Raw genomic sequence first — 22,020 nt, 5'->3', positions numbered from 1 at the left:
ACATACAGGGGTTCGGAAGGTTCCGCACCCTAGCGGTTGGGCCTCGCGCGCCCCCGAAAACATGAATTCAGATTCAAAAGCATCGCTCAAGAAGCGACGCCACATTCACTGCTTGAGTCACTCCTGAGTTCCGGTTTCTAGCGTCCCTTCAAAGGGTTACCCCGCATCCGGATTCGGATGCGCGGTGACCATCGTCTTCACTCATTCAGCCGCAATGGCGAGCAGCGACTTCGGATCGGCTGCCGACAGCATGAAATCGTTGATGCGCGGCACGATCTCCGACTTGAATCGCGAGCCGTTGAACACGCCGTAATGACCGACACCCGGTTGCACGTAGTGAACCCGGCGGTGATCCGGGATCGACGAGCAGAGTCCGTGCGTCGCTTCGGTCTGACCGAGACCGGAGATGTCGTCCTTCTCACCTTCGACTGTCATCAAGGCCACGCGCGTGACCTTCGACGGATCGACCAGGGTGCCGCGATGGGTCATCTCGCCCTTCGGCAGCGCATGTTTGACGAACACGGTCTCCACCGTCTGCAAATAATATTCCGCAGCCAGGTCCATGACCGCGAGATACTCGTCGTAGAAGTCGCGGTGCTTGTCGACCTGGTCACCGTCACCCTTCACGAGGTTGGCGAACAGCGCCTTGTGGGCGTCGACATGGCGGTCGAGGTTCATGCTGATGAAGCCGTTCAACTGCAGGAAGCCCGGATAGACGTCGCGCATGACGCCTGGATGCGGGAACGGCACCTTGGTGATGACGTGGTTGCGGAACCAGTCGATGCCGCGCTCCTGGGCGAGATTGTTCACGCCGGTCGGGTTGCGCCTGGTGTCGATCGGGCCGCCCATCAGGGTCATCGAGATCGGTGCGAACGGGTCGCGCTCGGCCTCCATGACAGACACCGCCGCCAGCACCGGCACCGCCGGCTGGCACACCGCCATGACGTGCATGTTGGTGCCGAGGAAGCGCAGCATCTCGATGACATAGTCGATGTAGTCGTCGAGATCGAAGCGGCCTTCGGCCAGCGGGACCATCCGCGCGTCAGACCAGTCGGTGATGTAGACCTCGTGGGTCGGCAGGAACGCTTCCACCGTGCCGCGCAACAGGGTCGCGTAATGGCCGGACATCGGCGCCACGATCAGCAGCCGGGGCTGGGGGCTGCGCAGCGGGCGGGTCAGCTTGCGGTCGAAATAGAGCAGCCGGCAGAACGGCTTTTCCCAGATCGAGCGGACCTCGACGGGGGTCCGGATGCCGTTGACCTCGGTCTCGTCGAGGCCCCATTCGGGCTTGCCGTAGCGGCGCGTGGTGCGCTCGAACAGCTCGCAGGCCGCCGCGACCGATTTGCCCATCTGGGTGTGGGCCCAGGGATTGAGCGGGTTCTGAAACAGGATCTTGGTGGCGTCGGTGACAGCGCGCGCCGGATTGAGCGAGGCGTGCGCCATTTCGTACATCCAGTACATCGGCGTCGTCAGGACCGGACTGCCTTCCGACGCCAGGGGCGGTGCACCGCCAAACTCACCTATCGGCATTCTCGTTCAACCTCTCTGCAATGCAGCATACTGCCGAATGCGCAATTAAGCGTCAATGCGGTGTTGTACGTGTCAACGCCGCAAAGCGACGAAATGAGCCCGGAAATCCACGGGAAAAGCGCAATTATTCCCCTGCCGCCAGCAACGAGCCGGCGCGGCGCGCGCTACGCAAAAGGGCAATGAATGCCGCAAACGACGCCAGCAGCAGGGCGGCATTGAGCCCGAGCGCGGTCAGCATCAGGTCCGATCGGAAGACGTGATCGGCCAGCAGCGCGCGCATGCCTTCGAACACGTAGGTCGGCGGCAGCGACCAGGCGACCAGTTGCAGCCAATGCGGCAGCACCTGCACGGGATAGTACACGCAGGCGAGCGGCATCAGCGCGAACATCAGCGTCCAGACGATGCTCTCGGCGCCGAGCCCGTTGCGCAGCACCAGCCCCGACACGAAGATGCCGACCGCCCAGGAGGTGAAGATCAGGTTGCAGAAGAAGGCGACCAGCGGCAGGCCGAGGCTGTAGAGATTGAAGTCGAAGAACCAGACCGCGATCAGGGTCATCGGGATGATGCCGATGGCCAACCGGATCAGGCTCATCGTCATCAGCGCCAGCAGGAATTCGATCGGCGTCAGCGGGCTCATCATCAGGTTGCCGATGTTGCGCGCCCACATCTCCTCGAGGAAGGAGATCGAGAACCCGAGCTGTCCGCGGAACAGGATGTCCCACAGGATGACGGCGCCGATCAGGGTGCCGCCGGCCCGGGCGAAGAAGCCGGCATTGGCGGTGATGTAGGTCTGCAGGAACCCCCAGGTGATGATCTGCAGGGTCGGCCAGTACATCAGCTCCAGCAGCCGCGGCCAGGACGACAGCAGCAGATACCAGTAGCGCAGGATCATCGCGCCGATCCGGTGCGGGGCGATGCGGAGCGAAAGATCGTTCATTGCGCGGCCTCCCGGTCGCGGCCGCGGGCGACGTCGAGGAATACGTCCTCGAGCGTCGAGCGGTTGTAGCGCGCCATGATCTGCGCCGGGCTGTCGTCGTCCTCGATGCGACCGCGCTTCATGATGATGACGCGGTCGCACAGACGCTCGACCTCCAGCATGTTGTGCGAGGCGAGCAGCACGGTGGCGCCACGGCGCTTGCGGTAGCTGTCGAGATGGCCACGCACCCAATCGGCGGTGTCAGGATCGAGCGAGGCGGTCGGCTCGTCCAAGAGCAGCAGCTCGGGATCATTGATCAGCGCCTTGGCCAGCGCGACGCGCGTCTTCTGCCCGGCGGAGAGCTTGCCATTGGCACGATCGATGAAGTCGGTCAGGTCGAGCTGGGCGGCGAGCTCCGCGATCCGCTCCTTGAGGTGGTCCACCGCATAGAGCCGGCCGAAGATGGTGAGGTTCTGCCGCACCGTGAGGCGCATCGGCATGTCGACATAGGGGCTCTCGAAATTCATCCGCCCCAGCACGGCAGCAGCCTCGTCCGGCATCCCGTGGCCGAGCACGGCGACCTCGCCCGAGGTCGGCTGCACCAGCCCCATGATCATCGCAATCGTCGTGGTCTTGCCGGCACCGTTGCCGCCGAGCAGCCCGGTGATGCTGCCGCGGCGGATCGCAAAGGAGATGCCGTCGACAGCGGTCGTCGTCTTGTAGACCTTGGTCAGCCGCGACACGGCAATCGCGGACGAAACCGAGCTGGAATCGGATGAGAGGGTCGGCACTGCGTCATCTTGCGTCATGGGAGGGGTTCATTGAGGCATTGTGCCGCAAACCGCAACAGGCCACCAACGGCCGGCCAGATTTGTCGCCGCGCCTGCGCGGCATTAGGTTCCCGTCATGACCGACGACGCCCTGATCATCGACACGCCCGACACCGACTATCGCCATCCGCGACAGCGCGTCCGGCTCGACACCATCCTGCGGCTGCGCTGGCTGGCGGCGCTCGGTCAGTTGAGCGCGATCTTCATCGTGGTGCAGGGGCTGGAGTTCGACCTGCCGGTGGTGCCCTGTCTCGCGGTGATCAGCATCTCGGCGCTGCTCAATCTCGGCCTGCAGATCGCCTTCAACCCGATGCAGTTGTTGGAGCCGGCCCACGCCGGAGGCCTGCTCGCGCTCAACATCGTCGAGCTGACGGTGCTGCTCTATCTCACGGGCGGGCTGGAGAATCCGTTCTCCTACATGTTCCTGGCGCCGGTGCTGATCTCGGCGACCGCCCTCCCCGTCCGCCTGACGATCATGCTCGGCCTGCTCGCCGTGGCCTGCGCAACCGCCTTGTTCTTCATGCACCTGCCGCTGCCGTGGGAAGGCGAGGAGCCGCTGATCTTCCCGCCGATCTATCTGTTCGGCGTCTGGCTCTCGATCGCGCTCGCGATCGGCGTCACCAGCCTCTATGCGTTCCAGGTGACCGAGGAGGCGCGCAAGCTGTCGGACGCGCTGGCGGCGACCGAGCTGGTGCTGGCGCGCGAGCAGCACCTCACCCAGCTCGACGGTCTCGCGGCGGCCGCCGCGCACGAGCTCGGCACCCCGCTCGCGACCATCGTGCTGATCTCGCGCGAGTTGGAGCGCGCCCTGCAGGACAACAGCCAGGTCACCTCCGACATCAAGACCCTGCGCGAGCAGGCGCAGCGCTGCCGCGACATTCTCGGCAAGATCACCCAGCTGTCCTCGATCGGGTCGATGTACGACCGGATGAAGCTGTCGACCTTGATCGAGGAGACGGTGGCCCCGCATCGCGACTTCGGCGTCGACATCAAGGTGCGCGTCGCCGTGGCCGCGGCCAAGGAGCCGGTCGGCTCGCGCAACCCGGCGATCCTCTATGGCGTCGGCAACATCCTGGAGAATGCCGTCGACTTCGCGCGCAACGCCGTCGAGGTGAACGCCTGGTGGAACAATGAGACGGTCGAGATCGTGGTGTCCGACGACGGCCCCGGCTTCGCGCCTGATATCCTGAAGCGGATCGGCGAGCCCTATCTGTCGCGACGGCCCAGCGCCGAGGACGGCCCGGGAGGTAACCAGGGCGGCGGCCTCGGGCTCGGCGTGTTCATCGCCCGCACCCTGCTGGAGCGGACCGGGGCCAAGGTCTCGTTCAGCAATCGCACCTTCCCCGACCATGGCGCCGTGGTCCAGATCGTGTGGCCGCGACGGCGCTTCGAGGCCAGCGAGGACGACGATGGCGAGGCGGAGCCGGAATGAAGCCTCGGCGGCAGCTGCCGCCGGCGTGGTCCTGGCATACAGCACACCCGCCCCGCGCGGCGTCACGCCGCAGACTGCGGCAACCCGCGATCTTGGCAGCGGCCGGTCGGCAGACCATATGAGGATGGATCAGACGTCTCGCAACCATCGAGCCTTCTTCTCAAGGATATGACCGTGGGCGCCATCGCCGAACTGACGAACCACCCGGACCGCTCTCTCCTCATCGTGGAGGACGACAAGCCGTTCCTGGAGCGCCTGTCGCGCGCCATGGAGACTCGCGGCTTCACGGTCACTTCCTGCGAAAGCGTCGCCGAAGGTATTTCACAGATCGGCAAGGCAGCGCCGGCCTTCGCCGTGGTCGACCTCCGGCTGGGCGACGGCAACGGCCTCGACGTGGTGTCGGCGCTGAAGCGCAAGCGCCCCGAGGCCCGCGCCATCGTGCTGACCGGATACGGCAACATCGCCACCGCCGTGACGGCGGTGAAGATGGGCGCCGTCGACTACCTCGCCAAGCCGGCGGATGCCGACGACGTCGTTGCAGCACTGCTGTCGACCACCAGCGAAAAGTCCGAGCTGCCGCAGAATCCGATGTCGGCCGACCGTGTCCGCTGGGAGCACATCCAGCGCATCTATGAGATGTGCAACCGCAACGTCTCGGAAACGGCCCGCCGGCTCAACATGCACCGCCGCACTCTGCAGCGCATCCTCGCCAAGCGCGCGCCGAAGTAGGCTTTTGCGGCTCGTCCGCACTCAGTGCGACTTCACGAATGCCTGCAGCGCATGGAAGACGGTGCGCCGCGGATTGCGGCTGCACCAATTGCGCATCCAGCTGTCGACCTCGGTCAGATCGAGCTTGATCTGCCGGCCCTCGTCGCCGCGGTCCGCATTGATGGCGGAGACGTAGCCCATCATCCACTGCTGATACTTTGAGATGGCGTTGACGTAGGGGCCGTCGGCATTGCCGATCGCCTTGTAGGTGCCGGGCGGCTGCTCCTCGGCGGCGGTGATGAAGCGCTCGCAGGAATCGGCGCCCACGCCCAGGACGTAGAACGCCATCTCCTCCGCGCGAACTCCGGTCGCGTAGAGCAGTGTCAACGCCAAGAGCACCCGTCGCATCTGTCGTTCCTGTTCGCACCCCTCGGCTGGATACCGCTCGAGCCTTAAAAATGTTCCGAGATGTTGCGCCCCATGCGGGGCATTTATCGGGCAGAGATGGGAAATTGCCGGGAGGGCGGGACAAGCGAATGTTGTTGCGCCAGCAACAGTCTTGGATCGGGCGGGGGATCCAAGGCCAAGCGGCGCCCCGATGCCCCGGCTCGCGTCAGCTCTCCCCCGTCAGCCGGGAGAAGTCGGCCAGGACGGCGGCGATCAGCTCCCGGTGCCTGGTATCCTGTTCCGCAAGGCTCGCGGCATACATGTTCAGGAGATAGCGCGCCTTCGCGGCGGCTTCCGGCCACGACGCAGCCGCGTTGGCGAGCAAGTGCTGCTCGAGAACAGCCTGCCGCTCGCGCAGGTCCCGCGCGTGACTCTCGGCCTCGGCCAGACCGCGACGCAGGTCCACGGCCTTCTGCGCGCTCATCCCGCGGTGCCTGTCGAGATCGAGCGGTTCGTCAGTCATCCGACGCACTCGCGTCGACACGCTGCGCGTCTGCAAGATCGACCGAGCTGACGGACACCATCTCGACGGCCGCAGAGCGCGAGCCGGCGGCGGGCAGCATCATCATCGTCGCAACCCGGCGGTAGGCGGCAAAGGACAATCCTTCGATCAGCTCCTCGTCCGTGACCACCTCGTAGGTGCCCTCGGGCAAGAGACGCTCGATGCTTCTGATCCGGAACGGATGTTTGAAGGTGACGAATTCGCGCCGCGAGCGGATGCTCATCTGCGCCTACCTTTCGCGACAGCCTCGCTGTCGCTTGTCGCAACTTCGAGCTCTTCGAAGCATGCGCCTTACGGCCGGCAATAGCCAACGCTTTCTCATCAGCACGACGTGACGAGCGGCCCGGCGTCATCGGACCGTGTCGCTGCGCTTTGGTGCTCGCTATTGCAGGAGCCAGGGTGTATCAATGGTGATCACCGCCATTCCGACGGCATTCATCGGTGACTGAGGGTCACGAGCGCTCCCGCCGCAAACACGCGAGGGACAGCCAATGCCGCAGTTTCGTCTGAGCGAGTGGATCGTTCCACCCATCATTGTGCCGCTTCTGCTGATCCTTCTCGCGCTCGCAACTGCCGCGCTGCATTCGTAAATCAGACCACCGTGCGCCCCGTCGGCAGCCGGTGGATGACGGCCACCCGGCCGATAGGCAGTGACGCCGCGCACGCAGGATCGACGCGGCGCCTTCGTCCGATGCGTTGAACCAGCTCCAACCCGAGCCGAGAGGAGATCGACATGGCCAAAGGTCAGCAAAAAGGCAATCGCGAAGCCAAGAAGCCCAAGAAGGAAAAGCCCAAGAGCATTGCCGCAGCGCCGAGCCAGAAGACCGGAGCATGGCAGCCGGATTTTTCCAGCGACAAGAAGAAGCGCTAGGAGATTTCCGGCCCTCATCAGTCTGGACGGTTCTCCCGCAAGGCCGCAGGGCCGCGCGCAATCAAGGCCGCGCGCAATGCGGCGACGCGGCCGACCGTACTCGACAGCCCAAAGGACAGAACATGGCGCGCGAAACGATCTATTTCGTTCAGGCGTTCAGCGCCGGCCGGGGCGGACGCGCGAAAGCCGAGACGCCGATCGCCTGCAAGACGGAAGCGAGCGCGCTCCGGACTGCGGAACGACTGGTGTCGAGCAAGGCAGGCGTCGTCGCCTTCTCATCCTCGGGCGATCCCGACATGGGTGACTATGACGATGAGCCGACGGTCCTCTTCCGCCACGGCGAGTTGCCGTCGGCTTTCGATTGAGATGCGCGACCCGTTGTCGCCGGCGACCACCGCCGAACGACGCCCCTTGGAGGACCTCCGCCCTATCGGCGGCGTCCTCCGAACCTGATCGGACACACACATGATTGAGTTTCCAAATCACAGCCGCTCCTATGACCGCACGCGACGTGCCGTACGGTTCTGGGGCTATGACAGCGCGATGGAAGCGTCGTTCTTCGTCGACGAGGGCGCGTTGAGACGCCTTCAACCCGACACCCGTCCGGACGAGTCGGGCTTTCTGACCGCGTTCGATTCCAACCGCGAGCGGATCTGCGCCGCCGCCGCCAGGGTCTATGTCCGCGGCAGCCGGGGATCCTACGATCTCGTCGCTGCCAATTTTTGACGGCGATGCCTGGCGATCGATCGGCCAGGCTGGTGGTGATGCGGATCGGCTCTCAGCGATGCTGATGTCTCTCATCTTGAGACTCGTGACCTGACGGAGCCTCTGTCACCTACCTAGGCGGGGAACCCCCGTCCAGTGGACCGCATTTGAGGATTCTCTAGAGGTCCGCGTGGCCCTGCGGGTCGATCAGCCGGTTGATCCGCTGCGCCGCCGCGAGCCCGAAGCGCACCGTCATGAGCTTGCGCGTCGGCGCCGGCAATCTGTGCTCTGGCGCCTCGCAATGCAGGTGGGCGCCATAGGCATCGGCCACGATCAGGCCGGTGTCCTGCGGAAAGATCTCGCACGGCAGATCCTGCGTGAAGGCGAAGAACAGCCGGTCGCAATGGGCACGGTAGTCCTCCCATTTGTGATCCGCGCGCAGATCCTCGACCGACGACTTCATCTCGACGATCCAGATCTCGCCGCGCTCGTTCAGCGCCACCAGGTCGGCGCGACGTCCCGACGGCAGCGGCAGCTCGCTGATGGTGGCAAAGCCGAGCGAGCGCAGCAAGCGCGAGGTGCCGCGCGCGATCGCCAGCGCCGTCTCCGACTGGCGTCGGTCGATGGGAACGAGGCTGATCCTGGCGGCTGACGATTCCATGCGCCACAGCATAGCCGATTCCGGGCGTCGCCCAAGCACGCTAATCACCGGGGAACCGGAACCTGACGCCAGCCTTCCGCTTAACAGACGGCCGCCCGCAGGGCGGCGCTCGAATCCAGGTCGACGTCGTAGCTCTGCGAACGTGACGACATGGCCGACGACAAGACTATGGATCACGGAGACATCGACCTCGTCGAAAAACGCCTGCACGTGCATGCGCCACCTTGGATCGGACGTCTCCGTCCTCAGACACGCCAACAATGTCGCCTCGTCGATCCCGACCGGCATCGGCGTGTTGATCGTGGTCGCGGCGGCCGTCAGGCCGTCAGCCGTACTTTGCGGCCCACGAAGTGAAGATCGGCGACAGCCAGATCGCATCGACATCGAGCGTCGAAAGAGTGGCAGGCGATGGATGATGCCGGTGAGGTGTCAGGTCGCCGTGACGCGGTGTTTTTCGCTTGGCGCACTGCGAAAAATCGGCATGCTGGCGCCATGAGCGAACCCGAAACCACCAAGGCGAAGGCCGGCGCGATGATCGTGCCCGTCACGCCGTTCGAGCAGAACTGCACCATCCTGTGGTGCGAGGCGACCCGGAAGGCGATCGTGATCGATCCCGGCGGCGACGTGCCCAACATTCAGGCGGCGATCGCGCAGGCCAATATCACCGTCGAGAAGATCTGGCTGACGCACGGCCATATCGATCACGTCGGCGGCGCGGCCGATCTGCGCGACGCGCTGAAGGTGCCGATCGAAGGCCCGCATGTCGCCGACAAGTTCCTGCTCGACAACGTCGTCGCCAGCGGCGCGCGCTTCGGCATCACAGGCGTGCGCGATTTCACACCGGATCGCTGGCTCGAGGAGGGCGACCGCGTCGAGATCGGCGAGCTCAGCTTCGACATCCTGCATTGCCCGGGACATTCGCCCGGCAGCGTCGTGTTCTTCAACAAGGAGATGCGCTTCGCCCAGGTCGGCGACGTGCTGTTCAACGGCTCGGTCGGCCGCACCGATTTGCCCGGCGGCAGCCATGAGACGCTGATCAGATCGATCAAGGACAAGCTGCTGCCGCTCGGCGACGACGTCGGCTTCATCTGCGGCCATGGCGCCGGATCGAGCTTCGGCCAGGAGCGCATGACCAACCCGTTCCTGACCGGGGACGTCTGACCCGCGCGTCCCTCGCGAGCGAGCTCTGAACGGCTGCGGTTGTGGCCGCCTACTTCAGGCCGGCCGCTTGCAGGGCACGGTCGATCACGGCAGCGACGTCGATGGTTCGGCGCCGCGGCCTGACGGTCGCGCCACTGCCGTTGATCGAAGATTCGCCGGTCGCCGACTCCAGCCGTTTCGGCTCCACGGGCTTGGAGACGGCCACGGGCTTGGACTCCGGCCTCTGGTCCGGCTTGGACTTGGCCGCTTTCCGCGACGGCGACTGGGGCTCGACCTCGGGCTGCGGGACCGCAGCGGATGCCGGTGCAGAGAGCAGCATGCCGGTCGGCGACATTCTGGGCTCGACCACCTTGATCTCGGCCGGCTTGACGTCGACCGGTTCCGCAGCGGGCGATGGAGCGTCCGCCGCGCGTCGCAAGGTCTTGGTGAAGGCCGGCACCGCCGAGATCGGCGACACCTGCGGGATCAGCTTCGTGCTCGGCGACGTCGTGGCCGCCTTGAGCGGACGAATCCAATCGGTGACGCCGAAGAATTTCGCGATGTGATAGGACGAGGAAATGCCGGCCTCGAGCAGGAACGGCCCGGCCTTGCCATAGCGCTTGTCGTTGGCCGCGATCCCGATCGGCGTGCCATGCGCCATGTTGGAGATCGTGAACGATTCCACGACGGTCTCGCCGTCGGCATTCCACCATTGCTCATGCGGATAGCCGTTCACCTCGGCCGCGGCCATCGGCGCCAGCGGCAGATGGTGCAGGTCCAGCCACTGCTTGACGATCTCGCCGGCATTGTCCGGATGCACGGTGTAGTCCGCTGTGCCGTGCCACACCGACAGCTTCGGCCACTTGCCGCGGTGGTTCGAGGCACGACGAACGAGATCGCCGAGCTCGCCTGCGGGGCGCGCCGGCGGCATCCGCATCTGCAGGATCGCGTCGCGCATGCTGCGCGCGGTGCCGAACGGCAGCCCGGCGATGACAGCGCCGGCAGCGAACAATTCGGGATGCGCCGAGAGCAGCGCCATGGTCATCGCGCCGCCCGCCGACAGGCCGGTGACGTAGATGCGCCTGGGATCGATGGCACAATCCGCCACCATGCGCGCAATCATCTGACGGATCGAGGCGACCTCGCCCTGATCACGCGTGATGTCTTCGGACTGAAACCAGTTGAAGCAGCGCTGCGGATTGTTGACCCGCTGCTGCTCCGGCAGCAGCAGCGCGAAGCCGAAATGCTTGGCGAGCGTCGACCAGCCGGCGCCGAGATCGTAGTCGGCGGCGCCCTGCCCGCAGCCATGCAGCACGACGACCAGCGGCGCCAGCGGCTGACGCTGCGCCGGCACATAGGCAAACATCTTCAGGCGCCCAGGGTTGGTGCCGAAGTGCTCGATCTCGATCAGGGGATTCTCTGGAGCGCGACGCGGCTGACGATGAAAATCGGCAAATCCGGTAATACTGTTCAGCTCGCGCAGCCGTCGCAAATACTCAACATTTTCGGCGAGGGACAACGGCAGCTCCTTAGGCATTCGCGTATTCACGGCAGCGGGTAGACAATCCACCATCACCCAGATGGTTGTTGCAGTGCAAAAGAAAAAGCCCACACCATCCCGGACGTCAGCAATTTGATTGCGAATTTCGGTCTTGCTGCGATCTAAATGCCACGCCGACGCGGCGCTTCACGCAGCAATCACCGAAATGCGAACCGAGCACCACGAATATCGCCGTTGGCGTGAACGCGACAGACTCCGCAACCGCAAAGGCCGACGACCGCGATTTGGAAATCATCATTCGAGCCACATCGCGAATCGACCATGTCAGCGGGAAGTGTGCCGTACCGATCGGCGATCAGTAAACAAACAAATGGCAGCCATGCACCGATCGGCATACGCGCCAAGGTGATTGCCTGACTCCGATGCGCCAATTAGCCTGATCGGCAAGCAACAACGAATTCCGCTTGGGAGAAAACGCATGGCGCGGCTCAAATTCGGAGCGTTCCTCGCTCCGCATCATCCGATCGGCGAGCATCCGATGCTGCAATTCCGCCGCGACCTCGATCTGGTCGCGCAGCTCGACGAGCTCGGCTACGATGAGTTCTGGTGCGGCGAGCATCATTCCAGCGGCTGGGAGATGATCGCTTCCCCCGAGATGTTTCTCGCCGCCGCCGGCGAGCGCACCAAGCGCATCAGGCTCGGCACCGGCGTGATCTCGCTGCCCTACCATCATCCCTACAACGTCGCGCAGCGGATGGTGCAGCTCGATCACATGACCGGCGGCCGCGCCATCTTCGGCTCGGGCCCCGGCGCGCTCGCCTCCGATGCCCACACTCTGGGCATCGATCCGATGACGCAGCGCGACCGTCAGGACGAGGCGATCGCCATCATCCGCCGCCTGTTCAACGGCGAGCGCGTCACCGCCAAGAGCGACTGGTTCACGATGAACGATGCGGCCTTGCAGATCCTGCCGTTGCAGGAGGAGATGCCGTTCGTCGTGGCCTCGCAGATCTCGCCGTCCGGCATGACGTTGGCCGGCAAATACGGCATCGGCATCATCTCGCTCGGCTCGATGTCGACGCAGGGGCTGATGGCGCTGCCGCAGCAATGGGAGTTTGCCGAGGACGCGGCGAAGAAGCACGGCACGACAGTGAGCCGCGCCGACTGGCGCGTGCTGCTGTCCTGGCACATCGCGGAGACGCGCGAGCAGGCACGGCGCGAGGCCGGCGCGGGACTGATGCGCTGGCACAACGAGTACACCGTCGGCACCCTGATGCGGCCCGGCCTGAAGGCCTTCTCATCGCCGGACGAGGCCGTCGACAAGACCGCCTTCGTCGAGGGCGCGGCGTCGACGATCGGCACGCCGGACGATCTCGTCAAGACGATCAGGAACCTGATGCAGGTGTCGGGCGGCGTCGGCCACATCATCGGCTTCGTGCACGACTGGGCCAACCCGGAAGCTTCGCGGCGCAGCTGGGACATGGTCGCGCGCTACGTCGTGCCGGAGATCAACGGCTACATCGACGGCCTGCGCCGCTCGCAGAAATTCGTCATCGAGAACCGCGCCATCTTCGAGCGCGCGGGCCAGGCCGTGATGGCCAAGATCATGGACAACGACAAGGCCGCCGCCGCGCTGTCGCAGACGGGGCCAGGACGGATCGCGATTCCGGCCGTGAATGCCCCGGATCTGCAGGAGGCGGCGGCGAAACAGCGAGGGTGAGCGTGGGGCGAAGCCGCTCCGTGGCACGCGCAATATCGCGGCATTCGATGCCGCTAATTAGTTACTCGTCATGCCCGGGCTTGACCCGGGCATCCACGTCCATCCACTATCTCGAACGACGTGGATCGCCGGGACAAGTCCGGCCATGACGGCCTTAATGGTTGGACTCTAATATGGCGGCAAGGCGCAACTCGAACGGTCGAGCGCGTGACTACCTCACCGCCGCGACGAGCTTCTCGCAGTCGGCGATGGTCGCTATCTGCTTCAGCGTCTCGCGCAGGGCCGGCAGGTCGACCGGCTTCTGGAATTGCGGGTAGACGACGAGGCCGAGCACGGTGGCGAGGCGGACATTCTTCGTCGCCGGCGGCGTCGGTGTCGGCTTCGACGACCGCTTCACCGCGCATGTGACGACGCGAACGCATACGGCGACGGTCGGCGTCGGCTACAAGTTCTGAGCGCGGCTAGTCCTGAAGCGAGCGGTCGTGCGCTCGTCGATGACAGTGAGAACAGTCAAACCATGGGGCAGGCGAGGCTTGGCTCCAAACTGCCCGGGCGCTACTTTGAGCGCCATGCCCGCTGCCAAACCCCAGTGCCCTCCGCAGCCGCCCGCTCCCTTGTCTGCTGATGAAGTCATTTTCATCAAGGACACGATCAAGCGCTTTTATGGCGACGACGCGATCGTGCGCAATTTCGGCCCAGACCCGGCCCGCATGGAATTGCACGTCGAAACAGGCCGCGACATTGGAATTGCGCATTATGACTGCTGCGGCGTCCTGATGACCCGAATCGACCGCGACCAAATCGCTCTCGAGGTCTCGCGGCGAGGCATGCGGATAAAGGGCCGGGCCAAGCTCGCCTATCGTTATGGCGTCGCGCTTTGAAAACCGGCACCTCAAGCAGGCCGCGCGGATCCTTCCGGTCTGGACGACAGTTGGGCGACAGCTTCGCAGCCGCGGAAAGGGATGACACACCGCCCTCATCCGCACTCATAGCCGCTAGCTTAAGCGCTCCGCTATCGCGATATTTGGCGTCATACGTCCTAGCGCGTCACCGACATAGCCGCGCAATCATCCAATACTCTTGCCGATTTATAACACAAATGTATACGTCGTTTAGGTTGAGGGAAAAGAAATGGACAAGGCGGAGTTCGTGGCCCGAGCGCCAATTTACTATGCCCTGGCGATTGCAGTGGCATTGCACGAAGCGAGCACTCCTCTTCCGGAGTTTAAAATAAAGGGCCGGTATCCGGATTTAGATGATCCGAACCCCGAAGGAGGAAGCCTCATCGAGCGTTGGATGATCTGGGACCGTGCGGTGGCATGGCTGGTTAAACGTGAAATGATCAAGATTAAGCGCGACCCATTCGGACCCGCGATTTTTTCGTCAAGTCCCGAATTCGATGACGTATGGAATACTCTCATCCAGGACGAAGATCTTCCGTTCTCCACCTACGAAGCAGCCGGACGGAGCAATGATTGGCTTGTACCTGCGCTAATCTCTCTCGAAAACCATTTCGTCAACTTGGACATAAAGGTCCTGGATTTTGAGAATCCGGACGGCGAGTGGGCGCCCATTCAATTAGAGGAAGACGACCCGACAGCGAAGAAGGCGATCTCATCACTTGAAAATGTTATCGAAGAAGTCCGTTCTGATAACGGATATAGCGCCACGCACTCCCAAGAACGCGACTTTGCTCTGGAAGGCCTCCAAGGGACGCTCAACAAGCTGCGATCCCGAATTGTCAGCGCTGGCTACGTGAAGATCGCCCTTGAGCGGCTTGGGATGCTCGGCAAGCGGTTTGCGGGAACGATCAAAGAGGGGACAATTGCGGCGGCGAGGGCGGCTCTAATCGACTTTGCCAAGGCACATTTTGGCGATGCCTTGAACTACGTTTGGAAGATCTTCTTTTAATCGACCTACTAGCGCGTGCGCGAAAGCATGATCCGCGTCCGTGGTCCACAAGGCGCGGCACTCGGGATCGGCGCTGGCAGCCGACCTGCCCCTCGAAGCGCAGCCGCGGATGGCTGCGCCGTTGTGGTCGGCGGAAACTGGATCGTGCGTGCCGACTATCGCTCCGCCGATTTCGGCACCTGGACGCAGCCCTTCTTCACCACCGGCGGCGTCGGCTTCGACGACCGCTTCACCGCGCATGTCACGACACGCACCCACACCGCAACGGTCGGCATCGCCTACAAGTTCTGAGGTCGACTGATCGCCAGCGTTTGGTAGCAGTGGATCTCCACACCTCGAGCCGTCGGTGGCGACCTGGCGGCCATCGGCGATTGGGCGCCACGAGGATTTTCTTAACCCGGGCCTGCCATGCTCACTGCGAATCGAGCATGGCCTTGCAAGGGACCGCTCGCGCGTAGGACGCGTCAGGCAGCCCGCCGTCTCGACCCGGCGGGCTTTTCCGTGGGAAAGATCGCCAATGTCACTCTCCTCAGCCAAGAACTACGCGCTGCGCGCCGAACGGTCGCAGGACCCCAAGGAGGCCGCCGACCTCCTGGCAAAGGCGATCCTGGAGCTGGCGGCCTCGATCGAGGCAACCGACGCCAAGGTGAAGAAAATCAACAAATCGGGCGGCTGATGATCCTGACGCCCGCGTCGGAACGCGTGGCAGCTTCCGGCGGTGGCGGGACCTCCTCGCAGCGAGACATGATCCGCTGAACCTGCGTCGATCGATCGCCGATATCGCGGCGTCGCCCACCGGCGACAACAGCAGGAAGCTGATGGCGACCGTCGGGCCCGACGAGCAAATCGCTTCCAGCAAAACATCTTGAGAAAAGAAACACCACCGCGCCGACCTGCCGATCACAGGTCGATCGCCGCGAGACGGTGCGCGCCGAAAAACTCATTTCGCGAACCACCTCAATCACATCACCCCTGTCCAGTCCTGCCCGCAAAAATATTCCTGTTTCTCTTTATCAGAATTCATGCTTCTCTCCCACCGTCCCGTCTCGATAAGAGGGGCGCTTCGCGGTCGTCACGAACGTTGAGGCGGGATGCGGTGGGCGTGTCGATGTCGCAGCGTGGTTGACGCCGCGCGGACGAACGACGGCGATGCGCACGGTCAAGTCGCGTGGTCCTGGCACCCCGATGCTGGTGTTACGCTTGCGGTGGCGCTCACGCGTCGCGCAGGCAACGGTGACCAACAAGCCCGGCGCACCGGGGAGCACGCGAAGCAGCCGTTCAAACCATCGCGCGGGGAATGCCGGGATGCCTCGGCTGAACCTATGGTACCTGCCGCCTGCATTTTTTTCTGCAGGCGGGCCATGGGTGCGGCCAGCGCCCGGCATTCCCCGTGCCCTCTGACTGGAGGAGGACGGAATATTCCATCCCTCGGACGCATCAACGCGCCGCGAGATCGCAGCCGCGTGCGACGCAGCACAACTGGCGGATCATGAGACACCGGAGCGTATTGCATCAGGGCCGCAACCGCCCGACAATGCAGGCCACGGTGTCTGTCACTGTGCCACTGACCGAAACGAAGTCAGATCCGAGACACCGCCATCAGACGAGAGGAAGCCCCGCGATGTCGATGCAGCATGTGGTCTCTGAAGCGATCAGGCTGACCCCGCCACGGCGCAATTCACTCACCCATATCCCCGGCGACGAAGGCTGGCCGATCATCGGCAAGACATTCGAGACGCTCGCCGACCCCAAGGGTCACGTCGAGCGCAACGCCAGGAAGTATGGCCCCGTCTACCGCACCCACATGTTCGGCGACGTCAACGTCGTGCTGCTCGGCCCCGAAGCCAACGAGCTTGTGCTGTTCGACCAGACCAAGCTGTTCTCGTCGGCCCATGGCTGGGGCCACATCCTCAATCTGCTGTTTCCGCGCGGCCTGATGCTGCTCGATTTCGAGGAGCATCGCATGCACCGCAAGGCGCTGTCGGTCGCCTTCAAGGCCGGGCCGATGAAGTCCTATCTCGCCGGCCTCGACCGCGGCATCGCCGCACGCATCGCGCAGTGGAAGGCAAATCCCGGCGAGATGCTGTTCTATCCCGCGATCAAGCAGCTCACGCTGGATCTCGCGGCGACGTCCTTCCTGGGGAGCGAGATCGGGCCCGAGGTCGATGCGATCAACCGCGCCTTCGTCGACATGGTCGCGGCCGCGGTGGCGCCGATCCGCCGGCCGCTGCCGGGCACGCAGATGGCGCGCGGCGTCAAGGGCCGCCAGCGCATCGTCGCCTATTTCTCCGAGCAGATCCCGCTGCGCCGCGCGCGCGGCGACGGCGAGGACCTGTTCTCGCATCTGTGCCGCGCCACCGACGACCGCGGCGCGCTGCTGTCGACGCAGGACATCGTCGATCACATGAGCTTCCTGATGATGGCCGCGCACGACACGCTGACCTCGTCGATCACCTCGTTCGTCGCCCAGCTCGCCGCGCATCCAGAGTGGCAGCAGAAGCTGCGCGACGAGGTCGCGAGCCTCGGCCTTGCAGAGGGCGATCCGATGAGCTCGGAGCATCTGGAGAAGATGAAGCTCACCGAGATGGCGTTCCAGGAGACCTTGCGGCTGATGCCGCCGGTGCCATCATTGCCGCGCCGCCCGGTCCGGGACTTCACCTTCAAGGGCTATGCGATTCCCGCCGGCACCGGCGTCGGCATCAATCCGATGTTCACGCATCACATGCCGGAGATCTGGCCCGAGCCCGAGCGCTTCGATCCGATGCGCTTCACCGACGAGGCCCAGCGCGGCCGCCACCGCTTCGCCTGGGTGCCGTTCGGCGGCGGCGCGCATATGTGCCTCGGCCTGCACTTCGCCTACATGCAGGTAAAGTGCTTTGCCCGGCACTTCCTCTCCAACCTCGAGGTCTCCTTCGCCCCCGGCTATCAGCCGAGCTGGCAGGTCTGGCCGATCCCGAAGCCGCGCGACGGGCTGAAGGTGATGCTGAAGGCGGTGTGACCCGCGCGCATTGATACAGCAAGGGCGCCAAGGATCTTGGTTTGTTGCGGACGCTTTCCTCCTCGTCTTCCTCCTCGTCATGGCCGGGCTTGACCCGGCCATCCATCCTGCTGCAACTCGCAGATGAGAGACGTGGATGCCCGGGCATGACGAAATGTATACTTCGCCGTCCCTACTCCACCGCGTCCCCCAACAGCTTGCGCATCGCCTGATAGCCCTGCTGCTGCTGGCTCCAGTTGCGGCCGCCGGTGATGGCGCCGTCGATGACGAGATCATGGCCGTTGATGAAGCTGGCTTCGTCGCTGGCGAGAAACACCGCCGCGTAGGCGATGTCGTCGGGCAGGCCGGCACGCGGAATCGGCTGCGCCGTGGCATAGGCGTTGCGGATCGTCTCCGGCGTCTTCTCGGCGGCCTCGGTCGACAGACCGAGCGCCTTGCCGAAGATGCCGGTGGCGATCAGTCCGGGCGAGATCGAGTTGACGCGCACGCCGGACTCGCCGAGCTCCATCGCCACGCATTTCGTCAGATGGATCACGGCCGCCTTCGCCGTGCTGTAGACCACCGAGGTCGAATAGCCCGCGAGCCGGCCGGCGATCGAGCCGTTGTTGATGATGCTGCCGGCGCCTTGCCGCTTCATGTGGGGCGCGGCGTATTTCATGCCGAGCATGACGCTGCGCACCAGCACCGCCATGGCCTGGTCGAAGCGATCGGCGTCGAGCCCTTCGATGCCGCCGGTCTGCGCCGGGCCGCCGGCATTGTTGAACACGCAATCGAGCCGGCCGAAGCGCTCGGCCGCGCCATCGATCAATGCCCGCATCTGCTCGTCGACGGTGACGTCGGTCTGCCGGAAGACGCAGTCCGCTCCGAGCCGGCGCGCCAGCGCCTCGCCCTCGGCGCTGCGCCGGCCTGCAACGACGACCTTCGCCCCCTCGGCCACGAAGATCTCCGCCGTCCGCAGCCCGATCCCGCTGGTCGCGCCCGTGATCACGGCGACCTTGCCCTCCAACCGTCCCATTCCCTGCTCCTTCCGTTGTTGCTGCGTGCTCATTCTTGGCGACGGAATAATAAGCGCCTGAGTTCCGCCGCGGAACCATCATCGTGCGCGCCAACCTGCAACACACGCAAGGCGGCTTCCATCAACCGGACAAATTACCGCCACGTCGGCCTTAATTTGGTTGCGCAGTTGAGGCTCATGGATGTCCATGACGCGACTCATCGACGACATCAAGCGGATCTGGCGCGGCGAGCAGCAGCCTTCCCTGACATGGAGCTGCATGTTTGCAGCGATGTGCCTGCTCGCAGCCACGGCGATCCGCTACGGCATGGCGCATCTGCGGCCCGACGTGTTCTTCACGCCCTACATGGCGGCCGTCTTCTTCGCCACCGCGATGGGCGGATCGGGCGTCGGCCTGGCAACGGCGATCGCAGGCGCAGCGCTCGGCCTGACGCTCGATTTTGGCGGCGGTCCGGCCGATGGCGCCCGGCTCGCGCTGATGGCGATGTATATGGTCGTGGCGATGCTGGTGATCTGGGGCGTCGATCACTACCGGCGCCTGGCCGGCAAACAGCGCGAGATCGCCCGGCGCCTCGCCCAGGAGGAGCAGTATCGCAAGCTCCTGGTCGACGAGCTGCATCACCGGCTCAAGAACAAGACCTCGACCATTCACGCCGTGCTGCATCAGGTGCTGTACGACCAGCCGCAGGTGTGGAGCCGCATCGACCAGCGCATCCGCGCGCTCGCGACCGCCGACGACCTGATCGCGCGCGCCGACGGACAGGGCTGCGACCTGAAGGATCTGCTGGTCTCGGAGCTCGGACCATATGGCCATGTCCGCTTCGAGCTCAACGGCCCGCCGCTATTCCTGCCTGCCAAGCTCGCCGTCAGCCTCGCTTTGATCTTTCACGAGCTTGCGACCAATGCCGGCAAGTACGGCGCCTTTGCCTCGCCGCGCGGCTTCCTTCAGGTGTCGTGGACGATGCAGGAGGACCGCCTCGATCTGACCTGGGACGAGGCCGGGGGTCCACCGATCGGTCCGATCGGCAAGCCCGGTTTCGGGAGCAAATTGCTGAAGTCCGTGCTGTCGTCGTTCGATGGCAGGACCGAGACCAGGTTTCTCGAATCCGGCCTTCACTGCACCTTGCAGTGTCGCGTGCCACCGAACTGAGCCGGCCGCCGGGCGGCCATTGCTGCCTACGACTTTCGCCGCATGCGTGCGGCCGCGTCGCTACTCCGATTCACGAACGGTTAATGACGCCGCGGCACAAAGCTCCGTCATTTCCAATACTTGGCTCGCGCGTTCCGTGTTTCTACGTAGCGCTTAACTAAAATGAAGCGGGAACTTTGCACAATCGGCGCATGTACAGCAGCGACCGATTCAACTTTTCCCCCGGGCCGAACGAGGGGCTGGGCTCGACCGAGGCCGAGCTGCGCTTCCTGCGCAGCGTCCTCAGCCAGCTGCCGTCGGGCGTCACGGTCCAGGACGAGCACGGTCGCTTTCTGCTGGTCAACGATACGGCCGCCGTTCAGCTCGGCGCCGCCGCCAACAGCATCGACGGCCTCTCGGCGCCGCATCTCCATAACCGGCGCACCGCCTGCCGCGAGATCCTCGGCCGGGGGCGAACGGTGATCGGCGAGGAAAAAGTGGCAGGCGAGCGCGGCGCGCAGACCCTGCTGACCGCGCATCGACCGGTCCGCATCGGTGACCAAGTCGTCCTCATCTCCAGCTCGGCCGACATCAGCGAGCAGAAGGAGTTCGAGGACCAGCTTTTTCGGGCCGCCTATTACGACGAGCTGACCGGCCTGCCGATGCGCCGCGTGGTCGAGCATCGCGCCGACCATCTGGTCCGGCGCGGCCGGGTCGACGGACGCTTCGCGCTCGCCTTTCTCGATCTCGATAATTTCAAATACATCAACGACTATTACGGCCACGCCACCGGCGATGCGCTGCTGGTCGAGCTCGCCAAGCGTATCAGCCGCGACCTGCGCGAATCGGACCTGCTGTCGCGCATCAGCGGCGACGAGTTCCTGCTGCTGCTGCATCCGATCGAGCGCGCCGAGGAGGTCGCCGAATTCCTCCAGGACATGGTGAACCGCCTGAACGCGCCCTTCTTCATCGACGGCGCCGAGGTATTCGCCTCGGCGTCCGTTGGCGTCAGCCTGTTTCCCGAGCACGGCGCGAGCTACGACGTGCTGCGCCAGAACGCCGATCTCGCGATGTATCGCGTCAAGAACGGCGGCAAGGGCGCACTGGCCTTCTTCTCGAGCGCAATGGAGCACGAGGCGCTGGCGCGCATGAAGGTCGAGCAGTCGCTGCGGCTCGCGATCCTCGAAAAGCGCTTCTGCTGCGCGTTCCAGGCCAAGGTCGACATCCGCACCGAGGAGATCAAGGGCATCGAGGCGCTGGTGCGCCTGCGCGACAATGAAGGCGTGATCCAGGCTCCCGGCTCCTTCATCAATCTCGCCGTCGAGCTCGGCCTGATCGACGAGCTCGCCCATCTCGTGCTGGCCGAGATCGTCAAGTCGATCGATCTGATCAACGACGCGTTTGGACCCGAGGCGACGATCAGCATCAACGTCGCGGCAAAACAGGCGTCGAATCCGGAATTCATGCAGCCCTTCGCCCGGGCGATTGCAGCAACCGGCTTTCCCAAGCGGTTCATGATCGAGGTCACCGAGGACGCGTTCGTGACTCGCAGCCATTTCCAGGACGAGATCGTGCCGCTGCTGCGCGGGATCGGCGTCGGCATCTCGATCGACGATTTCGGCATCGGCTATTCGTCGCTGTCGGCGCTCGCCGACATCACGGCGGACGAGATCAAGATCGACCGTTCCTTCATCACCGACATTCATAAGCGGCCGCGCAGCCAGGGCATCCTGCGTGCGATCGAATCCCTGAGCGAGGCTCTGGGCATGACGGTGATCGCGGAGGGCATCGAGTCGTTCGAGGAGCTCGCCTATCTGCAGGCCGCGACCAAGATCCGCTATGCGCAGGGCTACTACTTCTCGCGTCCGATCTTCCTCGAGGAGCTGAAGCCTGCGGCCCCGCTTGCAAGCGAAGCGCGCATCAGTCTCGCCAGTCGCCCTGTGCAGGAAAATCGCCAGGCCTATGCGCGCAGCAGCCGCTATCGGCGCTGAGTTTTAGGAGGAA

General features: G+C 64.4%; 24 protein-coding genes. 14 read left to right on the top strand and 10 right to left on the bottom strand.

The genetic code is table 11. The features are described 5' to 3' along the window. Nucleotides 1-201: 201 nt before the first annotated feature. The 3 genes from QX124_RS11895 to QX124_RS11885 all read right to left on the bottom strand — a co-directional run bounded on the left by QX124_RS11895 (nucleotide 202) and on the right by QX124_RS11885 (nucleotide 3,255). A complete protein-coding gene (locus QX124_RS11895) occupies nucleotides 202-1,530 on the bottom strand; it encodes a polyhydroxyalkanoate depolymerase (protein WP_315735335.1) in 1,329 nt (442 codons plus the stop codon). 124 nt (nucleotides 1,531-1,654) lie between these two features. Then, nucleotides 1,655-2,467, bottom strand: a complete 813-nt coding sequence (locus QX124_RS11890; protein ID WP_315773163.1) for an ABC transporter permease — start codon at nucleotides 2,465-2,467, stop codon at nucleotides 1,655-1,657. Continuing rightward, nucleotides 2,464-3,255, bottom strand: a complete 792-nt coding sequence (locus QX124_RS11885) for an ABC transporter ATP-binding protein (protein ID WP_315797254.1) — start codon at nucleotides 3,253-3,255, stop codon at nucleotides 2,464-2,466. Before QX124_RS11885 ends, QX124_RS11890 begins: the two co-directional genes overlap by 4 nt. A gap of 97 nt (nucleotides 3,256-3,352) precedes the next feature. Here QX124_RS11885 and QX124_RS11880 point away from each other — a divergent pair, with 97 nt between their 5' ends. Together QX124_RS11880 and QX124_RS11875 are read left to right on the top strand one after the other, a co-directional pair. Further along, complete coding sequence (locus QX124_RS11880) at nucleotides 3,353-4,708, top strand: ActS/PrrB/RegB family redox-sensitive histidine kinase (protein WP_315735341.1); 1,356 nt, start codon at nucleotides 3,353-3,355, stop codon at nucleotides 4,706-4,708. A 174-nt stretch (nucleotides 4,709-4,882) separates the two neighbouring features. Then, nucleotides 4,883-5,437 carry an ActR/PrrA/RegA family redox response regulator transcription factor gene (locus QX124_RS11875; protein WP_315715137.1) on the top strand — a complete coding sequence of 185 codons (555 nt, stop codon included), beginning with the start codon at nucleotides 4,883-4,885 and terminating at the stop codon, nucleotides 5,435-5,437. Nucleotides 5,438-5,458: 21 nt separating this feature from the next. Here QX124_RS11875 and QX124_RS11870 read toward each other — a convergent pair whose 3' ends face one another. The 3 genes from QX124_RS11870 to QX124_RS11860 form a co-directional block, all read right to left on the bottom strand. Beyond that, nucleotides 5,459-5,824: a hypothetical protein gene (locus QX124_RS11870; RefSeq protein WP_315735343.1), complete on the bottom strand. Its 366-nt coding sequence runs from the start codon at nucleotides 5,822-5,824 to the stop codon at nucleotides 5,459-5,461. Between the two features lie 205 nt (nucleotides 5,825-6,029). Further along, complete coding sequence (locus QX124_RS11865; protein ID WP_315797253.1) at nucleotides 6,030-6,326, bottom strand: hypothetical protein; 297 nt, start codon at nucleotides 6,324-6,326, stop codon at nucleotides 6,030-6,032. Continuing rightward, nucleotides 6,319-6,588 carry a hypothetical protein gene (locus QX124_RS11860; RefSeq protein WP_315735348.1) on the bottom strand — a complete coding sequence of 90 codons (270 nt, stop codon included), beginning with the start codon at nucleotides 6,586-6,588 and terminating at the stop codon, nucleotides 6,319-6,321. Before QX124_RS11860 ends, QX124_RS11865 begins: the two co-directional genes overlap by 8 nt. Before the next feature lie 510 nt (nucleotides 6,589-7,098). Between QX124_RS11860 and QX124_RS11855 the strand changes: the two genes are divergently transcribed. The 3 genes from QX124_RS11855 to QX124_RS11845 all read left to right on the top strand — a co-directional run bounded on the left by QX124_RS11855 (nucleotide 7,099) and on the right by QX124_RS11845 (nucleotide 7,962). Continuing rightward, nucleotides 7,099-7,236 carry a hypothetical protein gene (locus QX124_RS11855; RefSeq protein ID WP_315735351.1) on the top strand — a complete coding sequence of 46 codons (138 nt, stop codon included), beginning with the start codon at nucleotides 7,099-7,101 and terminating at the stop codon, nucleotides 7,234-7,236. Next, complete coding sequence (locus tag QX124_RS11850) at nucleotides 7,197-7,601, top strand: hypothetical protein (RefSeq protein WP_315797252.1); 405 nt, start codon at nucleotides 7,197-7,199, stop codon at nucleotides 7,599-7,601. The genes QX124_RS11855 and QX124_RS11850 overlap by 40 nt, the downstream gene beginning before the upstream one ends. Before the next feature lie 100 nt (nucleotides 7,602-7,701). Continuing rightward, entirely contained in the window at nucleotides 7,702-7,962 is a 261-nt protein-coding gene (locus tag QX124_RS11845; protein WP_315735356.1) for a DUF1488 domain-containing protein, read from the top strand. Between the two features lie 157 nt (nucleotides 7,963-8,119). Here QX124_RS11845 and QX124_RS11840 read toward each other — a convergent pair whose 3' ends face one another. Next, the gene (locus tag QX124_RS11840) at nucleotides 8,120-8,602 is read right to left on the bottom strand and encodes an MmcB family DNA repair protein (RefSeq protein WP_315797251.1); all 483 of its coding nucleotides are present in this window, start codon (nucleotides 8,600-8,602) and stop codon (nucleotides 8,120-8,122) included. A gap of 492 nt (nucleotides 8,603-9,094) precedes the next feature. On the opposite strand from QX124_RS11840, the gene QX124_RS11835 reads away from it, so the two are divergent. Beyond that, nucleotides 9,095-9,763: an MBL fold metallo-hydrolase gene (locus QX124_RS11835; protein ID WP_315797250.1), complete on the top strand. Its 669-nt coding sequence runs from the start codon at nucleotides 9,095-9,097 to the stop codon at nucleotides 9,761-9,763. A gap of 49 nt (nucleotides 9,764-9,812) precedes the next feature. Here the strand turns inward: QX124_RS11835 and QX124_RS11830 are convergent, their stop codons facing one another. After that, complete coding sequence (locus tag QX124_RS11830; RefSeq protein WP_315797249.1) at nucleotides 9,813-11,279, bottom strand: PHB depolymerase family esterase; 1,467 nt, start codon at nucleotides 11,277-11,279, stop codon at nucleotides 9,813-9,815. Nucleotides 11,280-11,721: 442 nt separating this feature from the next. Between QX124_RS11830 and QX124_RS11825 the strand changes: the two genes are divergently transcribed. Further along, entirely contained in the window at nucleotides 11,722-12,963 is a 1,242-nt protein-coding gene (locus tag QX124_RS11825; RefSeq protein WP_315797248.1) for an LLM class flavin-dependent oxidoreductase, read from the top strand. A gap of 211 nt (nucleotides 12,964-13,174) precedes the next feature. Here the strand turns inward: QX124_RS11825 and QX124_RS11820 are convergent, their stop codons facing one another. After that, the gene (locus tag QX124_RS11820; protein WP_315797247.1) at nucleotides 13,175-13,297 is read right to left on the bottom strand and encodes a hypothetical protein; all 123 of its coding nucleotides are present in this window, start codon (nucleotides 13,295-13,297) and stop codon (nucleotides 13,175-13,177) included. Between the two features lie 235 nt (nucleotides 13,298-13,532). On the opposite strand from QX124_RS11820, the gene QX124_RS11815 reads away from it, so the two are divergent. The 5 genes from QX124_RS11815 to QX124_RS11795 all read left to right on the top strand — a co-directional run bounded on the left by QX124_RS11815 (nucleotide 13,533) and on the right by QX124_RS11795 (nucleotide 17,872). After that, nucleotides 13,533-13,844, top strand: coding sequence for a hypothetical protein (locus tag QX124_RS11815; RefSeq protein ID WP_315735370.1), 312 nt, complete (start codon nucleotides 13,533-13,535; stop codon nucleotides 13,842-13,844). Nucleotides 13,845-14,094: 250 nt separating this feature from the next. After that, on the top strand, nucleotides 14,095-14,874 hold the full coding sequence (locus QX124_RS11810) for a hypothetical protein (RefSeq protein WP_315735372.1): 780 nt from the start codon (nucleotides 14,095-14,097) through the stop codon (nucleotides 14,872-14,874). A 144-nt stretch (nucleotides 14,875-15,018) separates the two neighbouring features. Beyond that, complete coding sequence (locus QX124_RS11805) at nucleotides 15,019-15,165, top strand: hypothetical protein (protein ID WP_315735374.1); 147 nt, start codon at nucleotides 15,019-15,021, stop codon at nucleotides 15,163-15,165. 226 nt (nucleotides 15,166-15,391) lie between these two features. Continuing rightward, complete coding sequence (locus QX124_RS11800) at nucleotides 15,392-15,550, top strand: hypothetical protein (RefSeq protein WP_213737209.1); 159 nt, start codon at nucleotides 15,392-15,394, stop codon at nucleotides 15,548-15,550. 945 nt (nucleotides 15,551-16,495) lie between these two features. Next, nucleotides 16,496-17,872 (top strand): cytochrome P450, encoded by a 1,377-nt coding sequence (locus tag QX124_RS11795; RefSeq protein WP_315797246.1) that lies wholly within the window; start codon nucleotides 16,496-16,498, stop codon nucleotides 17,870-17,872. 172 nt (nucleotides 17,873-18,044) lie between these two features. Here QX124_RS11795 and QX124_RS11790 read toward each other — a convergent pair whose 3' ends face one another. Beyond that, complete coding sequence (locus QX124_RS11790) at nucleotides 18,045-18,887, bottom strand: SDR family oxidoreductase (protein ID WP_315797245.1); 843 nt, start codon at nucleotides 18,885-18,887, stop codon at nucleotides 18,045-18,047. 181 nt (nucleotides 18,888-19,068) lie between these two features. On the opposite strand from QX124_RS11790, the gene QX124_RS11785 reads away from it, so the two are divergent. Both QX124_RS11785 and QX124_RS11780 read left to right on the top strand, forming a co-directional pair. Further along, nucleotides 19,069-20,037: a sensor histidine kinase gene (locus tag QX124_RS11785; RefSeq protein ID WP_315735382.1), complete on the top strand. Its 969-nt coding sequence runs from the start codon at nucleotides 19,069-19,071 to the stop codon at nucleotides 20,035-20,037. A 191-nt stretch (nucleotides 20,038-20,228) separates the two neighbouring features. Then, nucleotides 20,229-22,007, top strand: coding sequence for a putative bifunctional diguanylate cyclase/phosphodiesterase (locus QX124_RS11780; RefSeq protein ID WP_315797244.1), 1,779 nt, complete (start codon nucleotides 20,229-20,231; stop codon nucleotides 22,005-22,007). Nucleotides 22,008-22,020 lie beyond the last annotated feature (13 nt).

It is taken from the genome of Bradyrhizobium sp. SZCCHNRI3043, assembly GCF_032377735.1.
Lineage (GTDB): Bacteria > Pseudomonadota > Alphaproteobacteria > Rhizobiales > Xanthobacteraceae > Bradyrhizobium.
This window is presented reverse-complemented; position numbering and strand designations above follow the sequence as displayed.